General features: G+C 74.3%; 19 protein-coding genes. 12 read left to right on the forward strand and 7 right to left on the reverse strand.

All coding sequences use genetic code 11. The features are described 5' to 3' along the window. Positions 1-56: 56 nt before the first annotated feature. Together ABZ793_RS02245 and ABZ793_RS02250 are read right to left on the reverse strand one after the other, a co-directional pair. Positions 57-827 (reverse strand): hypothetical protein, encoded by a 771-nt coding sequence (locus tag ABZ793_RS02245; protein WP_357450525.1) that lies wholly within the window; start codon positions 825-827, stop codon positions 57-59. After that, entirely contained in the window at positions 824-1,273 is a 450-nt protein-coding gene (locus ABZ793_RS02250) for an NUDIX domain-containing protein (RefSeq protein WP_357450528.1), read from the reverse strand. Before ABZ793_RS02250 ends, ABZ793_RS02245 begins: the two co-directional genes overlap by 4 nt. A gap of 115 nt (positions 1,274-1,388) precedes the next feature. Between ABZ793_RS02250 and ABZ793_RS02255 the strand changes: the two genes are divergently transcribed. From ABZ793_RS02255 to corA, 4 genes are all read left to right on the forward strand, one after another. Beyond that, positions 1,389-1,781, forward strand: coding sequence for a CBS domain-containing protein (locus ABZ793_RS02255; protein ID WP_357450532.1), 393 nt, complete (start codon positions 1,389-1,391; stop codon positions 1,779-1,781). 91 nt (positions 1,782-1,872) lie between these two features. After that, complete coding sequence (locus tag ABZ793_RS02260) at positions 1,873-2,331, forward strand: ester cyclase (protein ID WP_357450535.1); 459 nt, start codon at positions 1,873-1,875, stop codon at positions 2,329-2,331. Positions 2,332-2,437: 106 nt separating this feature from the next. Then, positions 2,438-3,532 carry a PLP-dependent aminotransferase family protein gene (locus ABZ793_RS02265; protein ID WP_357450538.1) on the forward strand — a complete coding sequence of 365 codons (1,095 nt, stop codon included), beginning with the start codon at positions 2,438-2,440 and terminating at the stop codon, positions 3,530-3,532. A gap of 354 nt (positions 3,533-3,886) precedes the next feature. Beyond that, entirely contained in the window at positions 3,887-5,035 is a 1,149-nt protein-coding gene (gene corA / locus ABZ793_RS02270) for a magnesium/cobalt transporter CorA (RefSeq protein WP_357450654.1), read from the forward strand. A gap of 76 nt (positions 5,036-5,111) precedes the next feature. Here the strand turns inward: corA and ABZ793_RS02275 are convergent, their stop codons facing one another. Next, positions 5,112-5,924, reverse strand: coding sequence for a hypothetical protein (locus tag ABZ793_RS02275; RefSeq protein WP_357450542.1), 813 nt, complete (start codon positions 5,922-5,924; stop codon positions 5,112-5,114). An 84-nt stretch (positions 5,925-6,008) separates the two neighbouring features. Here ABZ793_RS02275 and ABZ793_RS02280 point away from each other — a divergent pair, with 84 nt between their 5' ends. Further along, positions 6,009-6,539 (forward strand): peptidylprolyl isomerase, encoded by a 531-nt coding sequence (locus tag ABZ793_RS02280; protein ID WP_350682508.1) that lies wholly within the window; start codon positions 6,009-6,011, stop codon positions 6,537-6,539. Positions 6,540-6,633: 94 nt separating this feature from the next. Then, complete coding sequence (locus tag ABZ793_RS02285; RefSeq protein WP_357450545.1) at positions 6,634-7,548, forward strand: rhomboid family intramembrane serine protease; 915 nt, start codon at positions 6,634-6,636, stop codon at positions 7,546-7,548. A 49-nt stretch (positions 7,549-7,597) separates the two neighbouring features. Here the strand turns inward: ABZ793_RS02285 and ABZ793_RS02290 are convergent, their stop codons facing one another. After that, positions 7,598-8,029 carry a PH domain-containing protein gene (locus tag ABZ793_RS02290; protein ID WP_357450548.1) on the reverse strand — a complete coding sequence of 144 codons (432 nt, stop codon included), beginning with the start codon at positions 8,027-8,029 and terminating at the stop codon, positions 7,598-7,600. Between the two features lie 88 nt (positions 8,030-8,117). On the opposite strand from ABZ793_RS02290, the gene ABZ793_RS02295 reads away from it, so the two are divergent. Continuing rightward, positions 8,118-9,290: an acetyl-CoA C-acyltransferase gene (locus ABZ793_RS02295; RefSeq protein ID WP_357450551.1), complete on the forward strand. Its 1,173-nt coding sequence runs from the start codon at positions 8,118-8,120 to the stop codon at positions 9,288-9,290. A 16-nt stretch (positions 9,291-9,306) separates the two neighbouring features. Here ABZ793_RS02295 and ABZ793_RS02300 read toward each other — a convergent pair whose 3' ends face one another. Beyond that, positions 9,307-9,960, reverse strand: coding sequence for a class I SAM-dependent methyltransferase (locus ABZ793_RS02300; protein WP_357450555.1), 654 nt, complete (start codon positions 9,958-9,960; stop codon positions 9,307-9,309). A gap of 145 nt (positions 9,961-10,105) precedes the next feature. Between ABZ793_RS02300 and ABZ793_RS02305 the strand changes: the two genes are divergently transcribed. The 5 genes from ABZ793_RS02305 to ABZ793_RS02325 all read left to right on the forward strand — a co-directional run bounded on the left by ABZ793_RS02305 (position 10,106) and on the right by ABZ793_RS02325 (position 14,580). Continuing rightward, a complete protein-coding gene (locus ABZ793_RS02305) occupies positions 10,106-11,107 on the forward strand; it encodes a phosphotransferase (RefSeq protein ID WP_357450558.1) in 1,002 nt (333 codons plus the stop codon). Between the two features lie 114 nt (positions 11,108-11,221). After that, positions 11,222-11,734, forward strand: a complete 513-nt coding sequence (locus ABZ793_RS02310) for a hypothetical protein (protein ID WP_350702644.1) — start codon at positions 11,222-11,224, stop codon at positions 11,732-11,734. A 68-nt stretch (positions 11,735-11,802) separates the two neighbouring features. Next, positions 11,803-12,495, forward strand: a complete 693-nt coding sequence (locus ABZ793_RS02315) for a response regulator transcription factor (RefSeq protein ID WP_357450563.1) — start codon at positions 11,803-11,805, stop codon at positions 12,493-12,495. Then, positions 12,488-13,927, forward strand: coding sequence for a HAMP domain-containing sensor histidine kinase (locus tag ABZ793_RS02320; RefSeq protein ID WP_357450566.1), 1,440 nt, complete (start codon positions 12,488-12,490; stop codon positions 13,925-13,927). Before ABZ793_RS02315 ends, ABZ793_RS02320 begins: the two co-directional genes overlap by 8 nt. A 59-nt stretch (positions 13,928-13,986) precedes the next feature. Beyond that, positions 13,987-14,580, forward strand: coding sequence for a hypothetical protein (locus ABZ793_RS02325; protein ID WP_357450569.1), 594 nt, complete (start codon positions 13,987-13,989; stop codon positions 14,578-14,580). Positions 14,581-14,717: 137 nt separating this feature from the next. Here the strand turns inward: ABZ793_RS02325 and ABZ793_RS02330 are convergent, their stop codons facing one another. Both ABZ793_RS02330 and ABZ793_RS02335 read right to left on the reverse strand, forming a co-directional pair. After that, complete coding sequence (locus tag ABZ793_RS02330; RefSeq protein WP_357450572.1) at positions 14,718-16,316, reverse strand: ricin-type beta-trefoil lectin domain protein; 1,599 nt, start codon at positions 16,314-16,316, stop codon at positions 14,718-14,720. Between the two features lie 292 nt (positions 16,317-16,608). Next, on the reverse strand, positions 16,609-18,846 hold the full coding sequence (locus ABZ793_RS02335) for a hypothetical protein (protein ID WP_357450575.1): 2,238 nt from the start codon (positions 18,844-18,846) through the stop codon (positions 16,609-16,611). Positions 18,847-19,029 lie beyond the last annotated feature (183 nt).

Consider the following 19,029-nt stretch of genomic DNA (forward strand, 5'->3'; position numbering starts at 1 on the left):
TCCCGGTCACCGCTGGAGGATAGCGCCGCGTGACTGCGCCGCTGTGGCCAACCGGGTCAGCCGGGCAGCGCCGCCAGGTCCGCCAGCATCGCCAGCCGCTCCTCGGCGGTCAGCACGGCGTACGGGCCGGCGGCCCGCCGGTCGGTCTCCAGCTCGATGGCGAGCTGCTCCGGCCCGGGCGGCAGGGCGGCGATGCTCGCCGCGGTGTGCCCGGCGGCGGTCCAGGCGGCGGCGTGCGCGTCGGCCCGGTGGTAACGCAGCGTGCCCAGCCGGTTGAGCAGCAGCACGCCGGGCGGGGTGCCGTCCGGCTCGTACGGCGGCGCCATCGCGGCGAACGCGGACCCGTCGTCGGCGTCCTCCTCCTCGGCGAGCACCAGCGCGTACGCGAGCACTCGGCCGAGCGCCTCCACCAGCCGCAGCACGCGGTCGTCGTGCCCGGCCCAGAGTTCCTCGGTCACCTCGGCGTGCACCTGCCAGATCCCTGCGAGGAAGGCCAGCCCGCGTTCGGTGGCGGAGAGCCCGCCGTCGGGGCTGCGGTGGATCATCCCGTACGCCACCTGCTTGTCCAGGGCCCGCCGGCAGTCGGCCGGGTCCCGGTAGCGGGTGACCGCCGCGAACCCGGCCTCGTCGACCGTCCCGCCGGGCGCCGCGAGGCGGGTGCGGAACTCCAGCAGGAAGCCGGTGGCCGCCGGCCCGCCGTACCGCTGGCTCAGCTCCGCGCCGCCACCGCCGCGGCCGGCCAGCATGCCGGCGACGAAGGCCCGGTCCACCGCCGGGGCGACCAGGCCGGCGAACCGGTGCGGCGCCAGCTCGACGGTGTCGTTCACAGACCGATCGAACGCAGGGCGGCGAAGGCTTCCTCCGCGATCCGCCGGATCAGGCCGTCGTTGACGTCGCGGTGCTCGTCGAGCAGGTCGACCTCGTCGGCGGCGAGCCACCGGAACTCGGTGTGCTTGCCCGCCTCCAGCGTCGGCCGGGCGAGGTCGCCGTCGACCCGGACCAGCCAGTCGCTCTCGATCCGCTCCAGGCCGTCGTCGGCGATGTAGCGGTACTCCCCGACGTGGCCGAGCACGTGCGACACCGTCCAGCCGGTCTCCTCGGTCACCTCCCGGCGCAGCGCGTCGTCCACGTCCTCGCCCGGTTCCAGGTGGCCGCCGACGATGTCCCAGCAGTTGGGAAAGATGCGCCGGTCGGGAGACCGTCGCTGGACGAAGAGGCGGCCCTCGTCGTCGACGATCAGCGCGCCGGCGCAGCGTAGAGGCTCGGTGGACACGCCACGACAGTAGCGAGCGGTCGGGCGTTGCGGCGATGCCCGGTCTTGTCGCGGAAACATCCGGAGCGGACCATGTCCCCTACCGGATGCCACCGTCCCACAGGGGTGATGCGTGATGCAGGTACGGGAAGCGATGTCCAGCGAGGTCCTCGTGGTCGGCCCGGAGCACACGCTCCGCCAGGCGGCCCAGATGATGTCGGCCCGCGGCGTCGGGTCGGCGGTCGTGATCGATCCCGACTCCGAGGGGGTCGGCATCATCACCGAACGCGACGTGCTCAAGGCCATCGGCGCCGGCCTGGACTGCGACGTCGAGCGGACGGGCGCCCACCTCACCTGGGACGTGGTCTACGCCGGGCCGGAGTGGACGGTGGAGGAGGCCGCCGCCGCGATGGCCCGGGGCGGCTTCCGCCACCTGGTGGTGCTCGACGGGCGCGAGGTGGCCGGCGTGATCTCCGTACGCGACATCATGCGGGTCTGGGCGGCCAGCCGGATGGTCGACGCGAGCTGAGCGGCCGGGCCGGCGCGGGTGTGGCCGGCCGATCGACGGGTAAGGATTCCCTGCGGGCGCGGACGGGCCGCGGCCCCGCGGGGAGGTCGTCATGCGCGGCGCGGATCGGCTGGTCGAGCAGCAGTACGCGATGCTCCTGCGGCGGGACGTGGCCCGGCTGCCGGACCTCTACGCGGCGGACGCCTTCTACTCGATGCCGGGCGTCACGGTGCGCCCGATCGAGCTGCCCGCACTGCTGCGCACCTGGACCGGGGCCTTCCCGGACCTGTCCGTCGACCGGCTCGGGTCGGTGCAGACCGCCGGGGGCGCGGCCGTCGAGCAGCGGCTCACGGGCACCCACACCGGGGTGCTGCACACCCCGTTCGGCACCGTCGCGCCGACGGGCCGGGTGGTGAGCTGGGACGTGGTCGACGTCGTCCGGGTGCGGCGCGGGAAGGTGTCGGCCTGGCGGTCCTACTTCGACTGGGGCCAGCTCATCGCGGCGCTCGGGCTGCACGTGGACGGGTTTTCCCGCGAGGCGCAGCACGACCCGCTCGGCCTTCCGGTCTGATCTGCCGCCGACCGGTTGACGCGGGTCACCCGTCCCGGTGGCTCAGGATGCGGACATCGCCGTGCCGTCGGCGCGCACCCCACCGCCTTCCGTACGCTGAACAGCCATGACCGCCGAGCAGCTGATCTCCTTCGCCCGTGGCGCTCCCTCGCTGGACATCGTCGATGTCGAGGGGCTCAAGGCCGCCGCCGTCCGCGCGTTCGACGCCGACCCCGCCGGGGTGACGGCGTACGGCACCTCCGTCGGCTACCTCCCGCTACGGAAGTGGATCGCCGAGAAGCACGGGGTCTCGGCCGACCAGGTACTCATCACCAACGGGTCGTTGCAGGCCGACGCGTTCCTCTTCGACCACCTGGTCCGCCCCGGCGACGCGGTGGTGGTGGAGCGCCCGACGTACGACCGGACCCTGCTCAACCTCCAGCGGATGGGCGGCGAGCTGCACGGCATCTCCATCCAGCCGGACGGCCTCGACACCGCCGAGTTGCGCAAGCTGCTGGAGTCCGGGGTGCGTCCCCGGCTCGCGCACGTCATCCCGAACTACCAGAACCCGGCCGGCGTGACGCTGAGCCTGGAGAAGCGCCGCGAGCTGCTCGACCTCGCCGCCGAGTACGAGTTCACGATCTTCGAGGACGACCCGTACGCCGACATCCGGTTCCGGGGCGAGGCGCTGCCGTCGATGCTCTCGCTCGACACCCGCAACGTCGTGGTGCACGCCTCCAGCTTCACCAAGACGGTCTGCCCGGGGGTGCGGGTCGGCTACCTGCTCGGCCCGGCGGACCTGATCGCCGACATCGCGAAGAAGGCGACCAGCCTCTACATCTCGCCCGGCATGGTCTCCGAGGCGATCGTGCACCAGTTCTGCGTCTCAGGCGACATCGAGCGCTCGATCGAGACGGTGTGCGCCGCACTCGGCGAGCGGTCCCGGGTGCTGGCCGAGTCGCTGCGCCGGCACATCCCCGAGGCCCGGTTCGTGGAGCCGGACGGCGGCTACTTCCTCTGGGTCGAGCTGCCCGAGGACGTCGAGGTCGACAGGCTCGCCCCGGCCGCCGCCGAGCGCGGGGTCGCCGTGGTCAAGGGCAGCGACTTCGTGGTCGACGGCGGGCGGCACGCCCTGCGGCTGGCGTACTCGGCGGTGACCGCCGACCGGATCGACGAGGGCGTCCGGCGGCTGGCGGAGGCCATGGCGGCCGTACGGGGCTGATTTTCTGTCGGATTTCTGACAGTGCAGCGATACCGGCCGTCCCGGGACTCCCACCGGGGCGGCCGGTGGCCCACAATGCTGCGAGCGTCACTCACCACGTAGCGCAACTCACCGTCCGGCGCCGGCCCACGTCGCGCCCGACGACGAGCCCGACCCGGCCCCTGCCAGGCGGCACGCGGAGCGACGCGAGCAGCACAACCCCCGCCCCCAAGGGTGCCGGGTGGGCCGTGTCGTCCCCTCACCCCCCTGATGCGGCCCGGCCCGCCCGGCGCCACCACGGTCGATCGTCACCGCCCGTGACCGTCGACGGCGGCGTACCCTGCTAGCCGCGGCAGCGCGTGGGGAGGGGGCGTGATGACGGACCGGGGGCAGCGGGGGCGGACGGCCTCGCCGAACGGCGGGCGGGTGCTCAGGCCCCGGGACTGGGCGGCGCCCGTGCGGGCGATGACCCGCCGGCTCAACCCCGACGGCCTCCAGGCCCCCTCGACGCCGGCCGGCCCGCAGCGCAGCGCGGTGGTCGACTGCGCCCTCTACGTCGACGGCCGGCGGCAGCCGGGCGACTGGCGGTTCGCCGACGCGCTCGCCGCGGCCCGCCGCGAGGAGAACGGCTTCGTCTGGCTCGGCCTGCACGAACCGGAGCTGGCCGAGATGACCGCCATCGCCGCCACCTACGGCCTGCACGAGCTGGCCGTCGAGGACGCGGTCAAGGCGCAGCAGCGACCCAAGCTGGAGCAGTTCGGCGAGGTCAGCTTCCTGGTGCTGCGGACCGCGCGCTACTGCGAGCACGCCGAGCTGACCGAGAACTCCGAGGTCGTCGAGACCGGCCAGGTGATGCTCTTCATCGGGCCGAACTTCCTGATCAGCGTCCGGCACGGGGACGCCTGCCGGCTGGCCCCCGTCCGGGCCGACCTGGAGACGAAGCAGGACCTGCTGCTCCACGGGCCCTGGTCGGTGGCGTACGCGGTGACCGACCGGGTGGTGGACATCTACCTGGAGGTCGCCGACCGGCTGGAGGACGACCTCGACACGCTGGAGGCCGAGGTGTTCGACCGCCAGTCGAGCGGCCGGATCCAGCGGATCTACCAGATGAAGCGGGAACTGGTGGAGTTCAAGCGGGCGGTGACGCCGCTGCAACGCCCGCTGATGACGCTCACCGCGCAGCTGAACCGGGACGTGCCCGACGAGATCCGCCGCTACTTCCGCGACGTGCAGGACCACCTCAGCCGCACCGTCGAGCAGGTCAACTCCTACGACGACCTGCTCAACTCCATCCTCCAGGCCCGGCTGGCCCAGGTCACGGTCGACCAGAACAACGACATGCGCAAGATCGCCGCGTGGGCGGCCATCGCCGCCGTCTGGACCGCCATCGCCGGCATCTACGGCATGAACTTCGACGTCATGCCGGAGCTGCGGATGACGTACGGCTATCCGGTCGTGCTGGCCCTCATGCTCGCGATCTCGCTGGCCCTCTACCGCTGGTTCCGCCGCAACGGCTGGCTCTGACCGGGGGCGGGGACGCGGAAGCGCCGGCGGCGCGGGGTGACCCGCTCTGCCGGCGCTTTCCGGGAACTTCGGGGCGTCAGCGACGCCCGTTGGTCTTGGCGCCCTTGCCCAGCGCCTCGGTCAGGTCGTCCGCCGGGCGGCCCGACACGTCCTTGGCGCCCTCGGCCACCGACGGGACCTTGTCCGTCGCGTGGACCGTCGGCTGCGTGCCGGGGGCGGTGGTGGAGGCGCCGGCGCCGCCGGCCACCGCCGAACTGCCGGCACCGGTCGGCCCGCCGGTCACCCCCGAGCCGCTCGACAGCGTCGAGGCGTCGGTGACCGGCGTCCGGATCTCCATGGTCTCGACCTCGTCGCGCATCGGTTCCAGCGTGCGGGTCGGGTCGTACTCGGCCCACTCCTGCTGCTCGCGGCGGCGACGCATCGCCATCGCGGCGACGCCGGCCACCGCGCCGGCCGCGAGGAGACCGGTCAACATGGACCCGCCGCGCCGCGCGTTCTTCTTCCGGGAAGCCTTCATGTTCTTCGCCTTGACCTTCCTGGTGACCGCGGCCTGCTTGGCTGCGGCGGCCTTCCTGCCGGTGACCGCCTTGCCCGCCGCCTCGGCCTGGGCCTTGCGGACGGCCAGGGCCAGCGGCGCGAGCGCGGCGACCGTGGACGCGAGACCGCTGGACGCGCGGTCGCGCACGATGACGGCGGTCGGCGCGACGGCGCTCCGGGCCGCCTGGACCCGCGGGCCGACGGTGGCGCCGGCGCCCTTCGCGGCGTGCGTCGCGGCCTGCCTCAGGTGACCGAGGCCCTGGTTCAGCTCCGCCTTGGCCAACTGCCCCTGGGTCTTACGCCGCCCGATTCCAAACACGGTCCCACCTCCTGGGAGTTGTTCCTTCGTCATCCTCCACCTTCGGATGCCTCCGCACTGCCAGATCGGGCACATGGGAGGATCCGCATGGAACTGACCAACGAGTGAGGAGTACCCGTGGCCGAGGCTGTCTACGCCACCTTGCACACCAACGCTGGCCCGATCCGGCTGGAGCTCTTCCCCAACCACGCGCCGAAGACCGTCAAGAACTTCGTCGACCTGGCCGAGGGCAACCGTGAATACACCGACCCGCGCACGGGTCAGCCGGGCAGTGGGCCGTACTACGACGGCACCATCTCGCACCGGGTGATCAGCGGCTTCATGATCCAGATGGGCGACCCGACGGGCACCGGCCGCGGTGGCCCGGGGTACAAGTTCGCCGACGAGTTCCACCCGGAGCTGCGTTTCGACCGGCCGTACCTGCTGGCCATGGCGAACGCCGGGCCGGGCACGAACGGCTCGCAGTTCTTCATCACCGTCTCGCCGACGCCGCACCTGAACAACCGGCACACCATCTTCGGTCAGGTGGCCGACGAGCAGTCCGCGAAGGTCGTCGACTCGATCGCCAACACCCCGACCGGCCCGAACGACCGGCCGCTGCAGGACGTCGTCATCGAGCGGGTCGAGATCGAGCGCTCCGCTGCCTGAGTCGTCCGCGAGGTACCTTTGCCCACATGACTGAGCGCTCCGATGGTCGGGACCGGTTGGCGGGCCGCGCGGCCCGCGTCGGCGGGCGGGCGCGGTGAGCGAGTCGCCGCCGGTCACCCCGGTCTGCTACCGGCACCCCGGCCGGGAGACGTACGTCCGGTGCACCCGCTGCGACCGGCCGATCTGCCCGGACTGCATGCGGGAGGCGTCGGTCGGTTTCCAGTGCCCGGAGTGCGTGGCGGAGGGACGTCGTAGCGTGCGGCCGGCGCGCACCGTCTTCGGTGGCGGTGCCGCCGGCCGGCACGGCTACGTCACCAAGGCGCTGATCGCGCTGAACGTGCTGCTGATGCTGCTCTCCATCGCCTCGGACCGGGGCGGGGACGCGGCGGTCGGCGGCTCCGGCTTCGGCGGCCTGATGGGCGGCAGCACCCCGCTGACCGACTGGGGTGCGGTGCTCGGCGGCGCGATCTTCCCCGATGGCACGGTCGGCGGAATCGCCGAGGGCGAGTGGTACCGCCTGGTCACCGCGATGTTCCTGCACTACGGCGTGGTCCACCTGCTGCTGAACATGTGGGCGCTGTGGGTGCTGGGCCGGTCGCTGGAGGCCAGTCTCGGGCCGCTGCGGTTCGGCGTGCTCTACCTCGTCTCCGGGCTGGGCGGGAACGTCGCCGCCTACCTGTTCAGCGAGCAGAACCAGCTCACCGCCGGCGCGTCCACGTCGATCTTCGGCCTCTTCGCCGCGCTGGTGGTCATCGAACGCAGGATGGGGCGGGACATCTCCCAGGTGCTCCCCATCCTGGTGATCAACCTGGTCTTCACGTTCACCGTGCCCGGCATCTCGATCCCCGGGCACCTGGGCGGGCTGGTGGTCGGCGGGCTGGTGGCGCTCGTGTTCGCGTACGCCCCACGGTCCCGGCGGACGCTGGTGCAGTTCGCCGGCGGCGCGGTGGTCGTGGCGGCGCTGCTCGGCCTGGCGCTGATCCGCACCGCCGTCATCCTCGGCGGCTGACCGTCCGCCCGGTCGTGCCGCGGCACCGACCGGGCCGTGCGGCGGTCGCTCAGCGTGGGCGGGCCTCGTGCAGGGCCTCGGCCACGTCGGCGGGCTCGGCGCCGAGGTCGAGGCGGCCGAAGAGGTGCAGCGACTCCCCGGCGTCGATCTCCAGTACCTCGCTGGTCAGGCCCAGCCGGGCGCGGCGGTCCACGGTGACCCGCTCGACGGCCGACCAGGGCAGCCGTCGGCGACCCGCGAAGCCCTGGACGACGGTGACCCCCTCGGGGTCGACCGCCAGCCGGACCGGCGCCACCAGGTCGCGCGCCGCCCAGGCGGCCAGCGCGGCGGCCGCGACCACGGCCAGCCCCAACTGGACCGGGTCGCCCTCGTCGAGGAGCAGCGCGAGCGCGAGCAGCGCGACCGCGCCGGCCAGCTTGAGTGCCGGCAGGGTGGCCGGCACCCGCCACTGGTGGACGGCCGGGGACGGGTCTGGGCGCATCCGTCCAGGATGCCAGCGACCCCGGGGGAGGACGGCGGCCCGCCGAGGACGTAGTATCGGTGGCAGCCGAAGTTACCGGGGAGTAGTCATGAGTGACGCAGTCATCGTCGGCGCGGTACGCACCCCGGTGGGGCGGCGCAAGGGCAGCCTGGCCGCCGTGCACCCGGTCGACCTCTCGGCGCACGTGCTGCGCGCCCTCGCCGAGCGCACCGGGATCGACCCGGCCCAGGTCGACGACGTGGTCTGGGGCTGCGTCTCCCAGGTCGGCGATCAGTCGTGGAACATCGCCCGCAACGGCGTGCTGGCCGCCGGCTGGCCCGAGTCGGTGCCCGGCACCACCCTCGACCGGCAGTGCGGCTCCAGTCAGCAGGCCCTGCACTTCGCCGCCGCCACCGTGCTCTCCGGCCAGGCCGACCTGGTGGTCGCCGGTGGCGTCGAGTCGATGACCCGGGTGGCCATGGGCTCCAGCGTGGCCGGCGGGATGCCCTTCAGCGAGCAGGTGCGCGACCGCTACCGGGGCGTCGAGGGCTTCGCCGAGGACGCGCCGCTGCCGTTCAACCAGGGCGTCGGGGCGGAGCTGATCGCCGCGCGCTGGCGCTTCTCCCGCGCCCAGCTCGACGAGTTCGCCCTCGCCAGCCACGAGAAGGCGGCCGCCGCGCAGGACGCCGGCGCCTTCGACGCCGAGATCGCCCCGGTCGCCCTGGCCGACGGTGGCAAGTTCGTCGCCGACGAGGGCATCCGGCGGGACACCTCGCTGGAGAAGCTCGGCGAGCTGGCCACCCCGTTCCGCCCCGACGGCGTCGTCACCGCCGGTTCCGCGTCGCAGATCTCCGACGGCGCGGCGGCGCTCGCCGTCACCACCAGCGAGTGGGCCAGCCGGCACGGCCTGCGCCCGCTGGCCCGGATCCACACCGCCGTGGTCGCCGCCGACGACCCGGTCACCATGCTCACCGCGCCCATCCCGGCCACCGCCAAGGCGCTGCGCCGCGCGGGGCTGGGCATCGAGGAGATCGGGGTGTACGAGGTGAACGAGGCGTTTGCCCCGGTGCCGCTGGCCTGGCTGGCGGAGACCGAGGCGGACGCGGAGCGGCTCAACCCGCGCGGCGGCGCGATCGCCCTCGGCCACCCGCTCGGCGCCTCCGGCGCCCGGATCATGACCACCATGCTCGCCCACATGCGGGACAACAACATCCGCTACGGCCTCCAGACCATGTGCGAGGGCGGCGGCATGGCCAACACCACCATCGTCGAGCTGCTCTGACTGTGCCGGGCGTGGGCTACGCCCCGGCAGGCTTGCGCGCCAACACGAAGCCCTGCGGGGTCGTCTCCGTGCCCTCGCGCTCCTTCACGACCGTGGCCCACAGGTCGAAACCGGCCCCGCGCAGCAGTGCGGTCACCTCGTCCGGTTGTTGCCGGTACCAGTCGACGCAGATCGGCTTGCCGAAAGCCTCGTCGCGGTGCAGGCGGTCGTCGCCGACCTGGAAGGCGAGCATGAGCTGCCCGCCCGGCGCGAGCACGCGGTGGAACTCGGCGAAGACCTCGGGCCGCCGGTGCCAGGGGACGTGGATGACCGAGTAGTAGGCGAGCAGCCCGCCGAGGGAGGCGTCCGGCAGGTCCAGCGCGAGCATCGAGCCCACCTCGAACCGCAGCTGCGGGTACGTCTCCCGGGCCAGCGCGACCATTCCGGGCGACAGGTCGATGCCGAACGCGTCCAGGCCCAGTCGGTGCAGCAGGATCGTGACGCGGCCGGGTCCGCAGCCGACGTCGGCGACGGGATCGTTGCCGTTGGCCTGCACCGCCTCGGCGAAGGCGGCCAGCAGCGCCCGGTCGAGGGGTCTGCCGTCCATGTCCGTACGAAGCCACTCGGTGTAGTCGACGGCCATGGTGTCGTAGGAGTCGCGGGTGGCGGCGAGGAACGAGGCGTCCGGCATGGCGGTGAAGGGTAGCCGTCCCCGCCGACGGCCGCGAAGACCATCGCCGGGACCGGAGGGGACGCGTCGAGCGCCGCCGGCCACGGGGTGCGCCGGGGGATAAAGGTGTCGCCCCGGCGCCGGGGACGGGGCTAGATTCCGCGGCGTGACGACTGCCTCCACTTCGTACGCCGACTGGGCCGACCCGCACTGGCGGGACACCGCGCTCGGCTGGGTCGGCGACCAGCTCCTCCGGCACGGCCGGCGGGTCGTCGGGCCGGTCGAGCCCCGGGTCCGGCCGTGGTCCCTCGTCTGGCGGGTGCCCACCGACGCCGGGGACGCCTGGTTCAAGGCGAACAACCCGGGCACCCGGCACGAGGCGGCGCTGCTGGCCGCGCTGGCCCGGCTCGCCCCGGGGCGGGTGCTCGACCCGATCGCGGTCGACGCCGAGCGCGGCTGGTCGCTGCTGCCCGACGGGGGCCGCTCGCTGCGCGACGCGCTGGGCGGCGACCGTGACCTGCTGGCCCGCTGGGAGCAGGTCCTGTCGGAGTACGCCGACCTCCAGCGCACGGTCGCGCCCCGGGCCGGCGAGCTGCTCGCACTCGGGGTGCCCGACCACCGGCCGGAGGTGCTGCCGGAGCTGTTCGAGGCGCTGCTGGACGACGAGGAGTCGCTGTTGCTGGGGGCGGAGGACGGGCTCGACGTCGAGGCGTACGGGCGGTTGCGCGCCCATCGGGACACCTTCGCCGAGCACTGCCGGCGGCTGGCCGACTCGGGCGTCGCGCCCAGCATCCAGCACGACGACCTGCACGACGGCAACGTCTTCGTCGCCGCCGACGGGCACCGGTTCTTCGACTGGGGGGACGCCTCGGTCGCCCACCCGTTCGGCACCCTGCTGGTCACGCTGAACTCGGTCGCGGACGCCTTCGAGCTGCCCGCCGGCGACCCGGCGCTGGCGCGGCTGCGGGACGCGTACCTGGAGCCGTGGTCGGACCGGCACGACCGGGCGACGTTGCGCGAGGCGGCCCGGCTGGCCGTCCGCGTCACCCGGGTGAGCCGGTCGCTCTCCTGGCGCCGGGCCCTCATGACGCGGGACCCGGCGCGGGCGCAGTACGCGTCCGCGGTGCCCGGCTGGCTGACGGAGCTGTTCGAGCCCGACCCGGTCTGAACGTCCGGCGCGACGGGCCCAGAAGTCGGACAGGCGGTGCGACGCGCGGGTGTGGAAGTTCTGCAACTTGCGCGTGACCCACGTCACCCTCCGACGCCCGTCGTTGGGCAGGGCATGGACGTCTTCTCCCGAACGTTCCTCCCGGCCGCCTCCGAGGCCGGACTGGCGATGCAGACCGTCAGCCGGCACATGCCGGTCTTCCGCCGCTGCGTCGGCTCCGGCGACGCCACCATCCTGGTCACCCGGTGCAGCCGGCCCGACCGCCCGATGGCCGGCGAGTACCTTTTCCTGCTGACCCACCGGCGGCTGGTCGTCACCCAGCAGACGCGGGTCCTGCACCGGCTGCGCCTGCACCTCAACACCGAGCTGCGGGAACTCAGCAACGTCACCTGGAGCCCGGACCCGCGCCTGCACTCGGTCGAGCTGGCGGCCACCGCGATCGACGGGGTCCGCGAGCGGTTCCTCATCCACACCCGGCACCCGAAGCAGGTGTGGCAGCTCGACGCGCTGCTCAACCACGCCTTCCGGACCCGGCTGCGGACGCCCCGGGAGCGGCTCGTCGCCACCATCGGCGAGGCCCCGGCGGTCGCGCGACCCGCCGCCTTCCGGCCGGCCGTGGTGCGCTGACCGTCTTCTTACCGAACCCGAACATCCGCTGACCCGCCCGGCGCCGCCGCGTCGGGAATCATGGGCCGGTGACCGTCGACGCCCCGACCCGCGGGCTCGTCCTCGTGGTGGAGGACGAGCCGGCCATCGCCGACCTGGTCCGGCTCTATCTGGTCCGCGACGGGTTCGGCGTACACCTGGAACGGGACGGCGCCGCCGGCCTGGCCGCCGCCCGCCGGCTGCGGCCGGTGGCCTGCGTCCTCGACATCGCGCTGCCCGGCCTGGCCGGCACCGAGGTCTGCCGGCGGCTGCGCGAGGCCGGCGACTGGACGCCGGTCATCTTCCTCACCGCCCGGGACGACGAGGTGGACCGCGTCGTCGGGCTGGAACTGGGCGCCGACGACTACGTCACCAAGCCGTTCAGTCCGCGCGAGCTGGTCGCCCGGGTGCGGGCGGTGCTGCGGCGCACGGCCGGAGCGCCCGGGGGAATGGGTCGGCCGCGGGTCGTCGGCGCGGTGACGCTCGACCCGGCCCGGCGTACGGTGACCGTCGCGGGGGCCCCGGTGCAGCTCACGTCGACCGAGTTCGACCTGCTCGCGCACCTGATGGCCCGCCCGGGCCGGGTCTTCACGCGGGAGGAACTGCTCGCCGGCGTGTGGGGGTACGCGGCCCACGCCGGCACCCGCACCGTCGACGTGCACGTCGCGCAGGTCCGCGCGAAGCTCGGCGCGGCCAGCGTGATCCGCACCCACCGGGGCGTCGGGTACGCCGCCGATGGCTGAGCCCACCGTCGCGCTGCCGGTGGTCGGCCCGCCGGCGCGGCCGCCCCGTCCCCGCCCCGCCCGTACGCTCACCTCCCGCGCGGTGCTGGTCACCTGCGCGGTGGCCCTGGTCTCGGTGCTGGTCACCGCGATCGTGGCGGTGCCCCTGGCGGTGCGCGGCGTCGAGCGGCGCGACCAGGAGGCGCTGGCCGCCCAGGCCCGGCTCGCCGCCGAGGTGCTGCGGCCCCGGCTGGAGACCGGGCGGACCGCCGACGAGGAGCGGCTCGTCCGCCAGCTTCGCGCCCAGGGCGTCGACGCGTACCTGGTCCGGCGGGGCGTCGCGGACCGGCCCGGCCTGCCGCCCCGGGTGGTGCAGCGCGTCGCGGAGGGACGGAACGTGTCGACCCGCCGGCCCCTCGACGGGCGGCGCACGCTGATCGAGGGCCGCGCCCTGCCGGGCGGCAACGGGGTGGTGCTGACCCGCTCCCGGGTCACCGCCCCGTGGCGGCAGGTGCTGCCCAGCCTCTGGCTGCCGCTGCTGGCCGGGCTGGCCGCCGGCGTGGTCGCCGGGCTGCTGTTGGCCCGCCGGCTGGCCCGGCCGATCCGGCGCGCCGCCGACGCCGCCGCCCGGCTGCGCGCCGGGGACCGGACGGTACGCGTGCCGGTGGAGCCGCCCGACGAGGTGGCCGACCTGGCGTACGCGCTGAACGGGCTGGCCGCCGCGCTGGCCACCAGCGAGGGCCGGCAGCGGGAGTTCCTGCTTTCCGTCTCGCACGAGTTGCGCACCCCGCTGACCGCGATCCGGGGCTACGCCGAGGCGCTGGCGGACGGGGTGATCGGGGCGGCGGACGCGGCGGGCACCGGCCGTACCGTGCTCGCCGAGGCGGAGCACCTGGACCGGCTGGTCAGCGACCTGTTGGCGCTGGCCCGGCTGGAGGCCGCCGACTTCCCGCTCGAACCGGTGCCGGTGGACCTGGCCCGGCTGGCCGCCGACGCCGGCCGGACCTGGGCCCGCCGGTGCGCGGCGGTGGGGGTCACGTTCCGTGCCGAGGTCCCGGAGCAGCCGGTGCCGGCGTACACCGATCCGGGGCGGATCCGGCAGGTGGTTGACGGGCTGCTGGAGAACGCGCTGCGCGTCGTACCGCCGGGGGCGCCGGTCGTGCTCGCGGTCCGGGCGGCCGGCGTGGACCCGGCGGCGGGCGGCGTCGTGGAGGTCCGCGACGGCGGACCCGGTTTCACCGACGACGACCTGGCGGTGGCGTTCGAGCGCGGCGCCCTGCACCAGCGCTACCGGGGGGTGCGCAAGGTCGGCAGCGGGCTGGGGCTGGCGCTCGCCGCCGGCCTGGTCCGCCGGCTCGGCGGGGAGATCACGGCCGGGCACGCGCCGGAGGGCGGAGCGGCGTTCACCGTCCGGCTGCCCCCGGATCCTTACCAAGCTCGAACATCGGCCTGACCCGCCGCTCGCCGGACGGCGGGAGGCTGGGACTCCACGGACGGACGAGAGGGAGACTCATGGCACGTTGGGGAATCGCCGCCGGCACGCTGCTCGCGGCCGTCGCGCTGGGGCTCAGCGGCTGCGGCGCGGCCGAGGTGGCGGGCCAACCGGCCCGCGAGACCGCCGTCGAGGTCGTCGCGGCGCTCGGCGCGGAGGGCCAGGCGCTCGCCGCGATGGGCTTCGACGCCGGCGACCTGGCCGTCGACCCCGTGGCCGCTCCCGCCTCGCCGGCGGCCTCGCCCAGCGCGACGGGGGAGAAGCCGCGGCGCGAACGCGCGGAGGAGTGGCGCAAGCGCCGGCAGGCCCGGGTGCTGCTGCGGAAGAACACGCTGCACGGCGAGGCCGTGGTGCGGACGAAGGACGGCGGCACGAGGACCGTCGCCGTGCAGCGGGGCGAGGTGACCGCGATCGACGGCGGGAAGATGACCGTGAAGTCCACCGACGGCTTCACCATGACCTGGACCTTCGGCGACGAGCTGCGCGTCGTCGAGCGTCGTACGACGATCGCGTCCACCGACATCGGGGTGGGCACGACGGTCGGCGTGGCCGGCGCCAAGGAGGGCGACGGCGGCGTGGCCCGCCTGATCGTCGTGCCGGTCAAGCAGAAGTAGCCGTCGGGCCGGTCCGGAGGCGAGCAGGCAGGAGCGGCCGTTCCCCTGCGGGGGGCGGCCGCTCCGTTCGCTCCGTTCGCGCGAGACCACGAGGTACGAGGGTGTGGCCCGCCGTGCCCGGCCGGCCACACCCCACCTCAGTACACCCGGGAGCCGATGAAGTCGTCGTGCCCGTAGCCCACCGGGTTGGCGAAGGCGCGGGACTCGAACGACCACTGCTGGCGCGTGCTGGTGGCGCAGGTGGCCAGCCGCAGCCGCGGGGTGCCCAGCCACGGGTTGTCGAAGGCCAGGCAGAGGTTGGTGTTGCCGGCCGCCTTGATCTGGTTGCCGGCCAGCACGAACTTCTGGTTGACGCCGCCGTGGCAGTCGTAGATGTTGACCGCCGTGCCGGAGTTCAGCGTGCCGCCCGAGACGTCCAGGCAGCGGTCGTGAGACAGCTCCGAGTGCAGCGACTGCCGGGCCGGGTCGTACCAGAAGCCCTGGTTGCGCCCGCCGTGGCAGCCGTACGACTGCTGTGGCGTGCCGTTGCGTGAGTCGTACCCCTTGCCGTCCACGCAGGTGCCGGTGGCGGCGTTGCGCAGCTGCCTGAACTCGAACAGCCCCGGGTAGAGCACGCCGTTGCCGGTGCTGGCCGGGTCGACGCAGGTGGCGCGCTGCTGCCCGGAGGTCCAGAACTGGGTGACGCACTGGGCGAACATGCCGTGCCCCCGGTGGTTCGGGTGGAACGACTGCCGCGCCGCGTTCTCGTCCCAGACGCCGATCTCGATGTGGAGGCCGCGGACCGCGGTGTTGTCGGTGCACACCTCGTGGCCGTGGAACAGCCGGCTCGCGTCGAGGTAGCGGGTGCCGGTGTTGGTCGCCGCCGCCCGCAGCGCCGACTCGAACATGGGCACCGCCTTGTTCCGGGCGAACGCGGCGTCAGCCAGGTAGAGCAGGCAGCCGCCGGCGTACCAGCCGGGGAAGTTCGGGTTGTCCTCCACGTCCGGGCTGCCGGGGCTCGGGTACGACATGAGCACCAGTTCGTAGTCCGACCGCAGGTAGCCCGCGCCGGTCATGGTCTGCCGGATGTCGGTGAGCGCGTCCTCGACCGCCTGCCGGCTGCCGTCGGTGCGCACCGTCCACTGGTCGGTGTAGGTGGGGTAGCACGGGCCCTGGAGGAAGACCCGGCGGACGGTGCAGTCGGTGGCGACGGGGCCGAACTGGATCGTGCCGTCGCCGTTCGCGCCGACCACCACCCAGATCAGCTTGATGTGCGTGTTGCGCGCCTTGATCGCCAGGTGGTCGCCCTGGTTCAGCTCGTTGTGCTGGGTGGGCCCGCCCCGGATCAGGTTCCACGGGGTCGCCCCGGAGCAGGCGATGTTGTACTTCTCGTCGGCGGGGATCCCGGTGCGGAAGACCGCCTGGTCGTACGAGCGGTCGCACCAGTTGCCGGGCTCGTGGGTGCCGGGGACGTAGTTGCCCACCCCCTCGCCCGAGATCTCGCTGTCGCCCATCGTGATCAGCGCGGTGCGGCGCTGTTCGATGGGGCGGATGGCGGGCGCGCCGTAGAGGGCGGTGGCCTCGGCGGCGCGGATCGCCTCCAGGTTGCCGGGGAGTGGCTGGATGGCCGGACGGTCGGCCGCGGTGGCGGGGGCGGCCGTTCCGGCGAGCATCGGCAGGACGAGCGCGGCGGCGGCGACGATGGTGAGTACCCGTCGTCGGGTCGCGCGTTCGCGTCTGGCAGGGGAACCATGCATCGACGCACTCCTTTCGGCTCGATCGCCGGACGTCGATCGAGTTACCAGACGGTAACGCCGGCTTCGAGATATGTGAATGCATCTCGGAATCGTTGCGCGCGGAGCGTAGAACCGGACGATCCGGGTGGAACGGACGACGTCAGGAGTGCTGCGGCCGCCGCTCCGGCCGCCCTCTCCGGCCTGGCCGGGTGCCTTGTCGATGCGCGGCCGGAGGCGCCGGGCGGCGTCGGCGTGCGCGACCGGAGGCGCCGGGTGGCGTCGGCGGTGCGCGGACCGGGAGGCGCCGGGCGGGTCAGCGCCCGGGCGGCAGGGCGTAGCCGACGTAGCCCCGGAACTCGACGCGCCAGCCCGCCGGCACCAGCTCCGCGCACGCCGGCCGGCTGCCGGTGCAGACGATCGCGTCCACCGAGGCCGGGTCGGCCGGCGGGCGCCCGGGCAGCACGGACTGCAGCGCCACCAGCTCCGGCGGGCGGCCGTCGGCGTCACGCAGCAGCAGCCACCAGGGGTACTCCCAGTTGTCGTTCTGCTGCACCAGGCCGATCCGGCTGGCGTCCGTCGCGCGTACCGCGCCCGCCGCCCAGCGGAACTCCTCCGCCCACTGGGGACGCCGCAGGAACCTGGTCTCCCAATCCGAGGTGGTGAAGACCGAGCCCGCGCCGACCAGCCGACGCGGGAAGCCGTACGACACCGCGAGCACCCCGGCCAGCGCGCAGGTGGCCAGCACGGTCACCGCGAGCCCGGCCGCCACCGACCGCCGGCCCGCGCCGCCGTCCCGCGCGGCCGACCGGCGGCGGAACAGCGCGTCGAGCCAGAGCCCCGCCAGCGGTACGGCCAGCGTCAGCGCGTAGAGCAGCAGGCGGTTGCCCCACGGCTGCCACTTGACCATGGCGGTGTGCAGCAGCACGGCCACCACCACGACCACCGCGTACGCGCGCAGCGGCCCCGCCTGCGTCGGGCCGAACCGGCCCGGCCTGACCAGCGCGAACCCCGTCCCGATCAGCGCCAGCGCCCCGGCCAGCGGGAAGGCCACCCGGTCCTCGTCCGGGTACCAGGACGGCACCGGGAAGCGTTCCCGCCCGAAGGTGGTGGCCCGGTCCTGGGGGTCCACCCCGATCAGTTCGGCGCCGGCGACGATCGCCTCGGCGCCGGCCCGGCGCAGCGGCGCGAGCGGGGTGTCGAACGCCGTGTGCGCGATCCGCAGCGCGTTGACGAGCACCGAGGGCGGGTCGTGCCGCTCCATCGGGACGGACTCGCGCAGCCGGGGCGGGCCGAGCGGGTGCCCGAACTCGGCGGTCACCCGGGCGAGGAACGGCCCGACCACGACCGCCGCGACCAACAGGATCAGCACGGACCCGGTCACCGTCCGGGCCACCTGACGTCCCGGTCGGAGGCCGGGCGCGGCAGCCCCACCGGCGTGACCGGCATCCGGAGCGCCCACCGCGCCGGCCCGGTGGGGCAGCGCTCCGGCGCGCTCCCGCGCGGTGCCGCCCCGCGCCAGCCGGAGCTGGGCGAGCCCCCAGAGCATCAGCAGCGGCCCGAGCGCCATCAGGCCGTTGGTCTTGGTGACCGCGGTCAGCCCGGTGGCCGCCCCCAGCCCGAGCATCGTCCCGACCCCGGTGCGCCGGCGCAGCCCGTCCAGCGCGAGCGTCGCCGCGCAGGCCACCCAGGCGGCGCAGACCAGGTCGGTCTGGGTGCTGGTCGCCTGGAGCGCCACCATCGGCGTGGTGGCCAGCACGAACGCGGTGAGCAGCTGGGCCCGGCGGCTGCCGCCGAGCTGGGCGGTGATCCGGGTCGCCGCCAGCAGGACGCCGACCCCGGCCGCCCACTGCACCAGGTGGTGCAGCGCGTCGCCGCCGGTGAAGAGGCGCAGGTGCAGCAGCAGATACTCGGCGCCGGGCGGGATGGTCACCTGCCGGTGGATGGCGGTGGGCCAGAAGTCGAGGTCGCCCTGGGCCACCCAGTGCTCCACCTTCGGCAGGTGGTAGGTCTGCGAGTCGAAGTTGTTCGGTTCGGCCAGCAGGGCGATCAGCAGCTCGACCAGGAGCAGCCCGCCGACCGTCCCGGCGAGCAGCCGCTCGCCCCGCCCCGCCGTACGCCAGGCTCCGGCCAGACCGGTCCACCAGCCGGACCGCCGGGCCCCGGCGGCGCCCGGCGCGCCGGCATCCGGTGCGGGCGGCGGGGCCGGGGTGCCGGTGGTGGGGCCGGTGGTCGCGCCGACCAGGGCGCGGCGTGGCGCCGCGACGGCCGCCGCCCGTCGCGCGGCGTCCCGGCGGCGGCGCCGGCCGGCGGCCGCGCCCGCGGCGGCGAGGAAGAGCAGCCAGGCGACGGCGAACGCCGGCAGGGTGAGCAGCCCCAGCGCGCCGAGCACCTCCACCGTGAGCACCGCGAACGCGCCCGTGACCAGGGCGGCCCGGACCAGCGCGAGGCGCAGCGGCGCCACGGTCTCGGTGGCCAGCGGCCGGAGGGCGACGGTGAGCAGTCCGATCGCGGCGACGGGGGCCAAAGCGAGCGGGTAGCCGGCTGCCGACATGGCGGAAGTAAACACCATCTTCCTGAGGCCGCCACGGTCGATGCCCACGGTGCTGCGCACCGCCCCGCTGACCAGCCACGCTAGGCTAGGGCCGACGTATTGTCGCCACCGTGGAGATTCCCGTGAAGCTCTCGATCCTCATGCCGGTCTACAACGAGGAAGAACGCATCGCGGATGCTCTCA

It is taken from the genome of Micromonospora sp. NPDC047465, from assembly GCF_040643125.1.
Classification (GTDB): domain Bacteria; phylum Actinomycetota; class Actinomycetes; order Mycobacteriales; family Micromonosporaceae; genus Micromonospora.

Coding starts and splice junctions, on each gene's coding strand:
- ABZ793_RS02275 (WP_357450542.1), bottom strand. CDS start 5,924: ATGACGAAGGAACAACTCCCAGGAGGTGGGACCGTGTTTGGAATCGGG.
- ABZ793_RS02300 (WP_357450555.1), bottom strand. CDS start 9,960: ATGCCGGACGCCTCGTTCCTCGCCGCCACCCGCGACTCCTACGACACC.
- corA (WP_357450654.1), top strand. CDS start 3,887: ATGACGGACCGGGGGCAGCGGGGGCGGACGGCCTCGCCGAACGGCGGG.
- ABZ793_RS02265 (WP_357450538.1), top strand. CDS start 2,438: ATGACCGCCGAGCAGCTGATCTCCTTCGCCCGTGGCGCTCCCTCGCTG.
- ABZ793_RS02290 (WP_357450548.1), bottom strand. CDS start 8,029: ATGCGCCCAGACCCGTCCCCGGCCGTCCACCAGTGGCGGGTGCCGGCC.
- ABZ793_RS02260 (WP_357450535.1), top strand. CDS start 1,873: ATGCGCGGCGCGGATCGGCTGGTCGAGCAGCAGTACGCGATGCTCCTG.
- ABZ793_RS02335 (WP_357450575.1), bottom strand. CDS start 18,846: ATGTCGGCAGCCGGCTACCCGCTCGCTTTGGCCCCCGTCGCCGCGATC.
- ABZ793_RS02295 (WP_357450551.1), top strand. CDS start 8,118: ATGAGTGACGCAGTCATCGTCGGCGCGGTACGCACCCCGGTGGGGCGG.
- ABZ793_RS02310 (WP_350702644.1), top strand. CDS start 11,222: ATGGACGTCTTCTCCCGAACGTTCCTCCCGGCCGCCTCCGAGGCCGGA.
- ABZ793_RS02255 (WP_357450532.1), top strand. CDS start 1,389: ATGCAGGTACGGGAAGCGATGTCCAGCGAGGTCCTCGTGGTCGGCCCG.
- ABZ793_RS02330 (WP_357450572.1), bottom strand. CDS start 16,316: ATGCATGGTTCCCCTGCCAGACGCGAACGCGCGACCCGACGACGGGTA.
- ABZ793_RS02325 (WP_357450569.1), top strand. CDS start 13,987: ATGGCACGTTGGGGAATCGCCGCCGGCACGCTGCTCGCGGCCGTCGCG.
- ABZ793_RS02320 (WP_357450566.1), top strand. CDS start 12,488: ATGGCTGAGCCCACCGTCGCGCTGCCGGTGGTCGGCCCGCCGGCGCGG.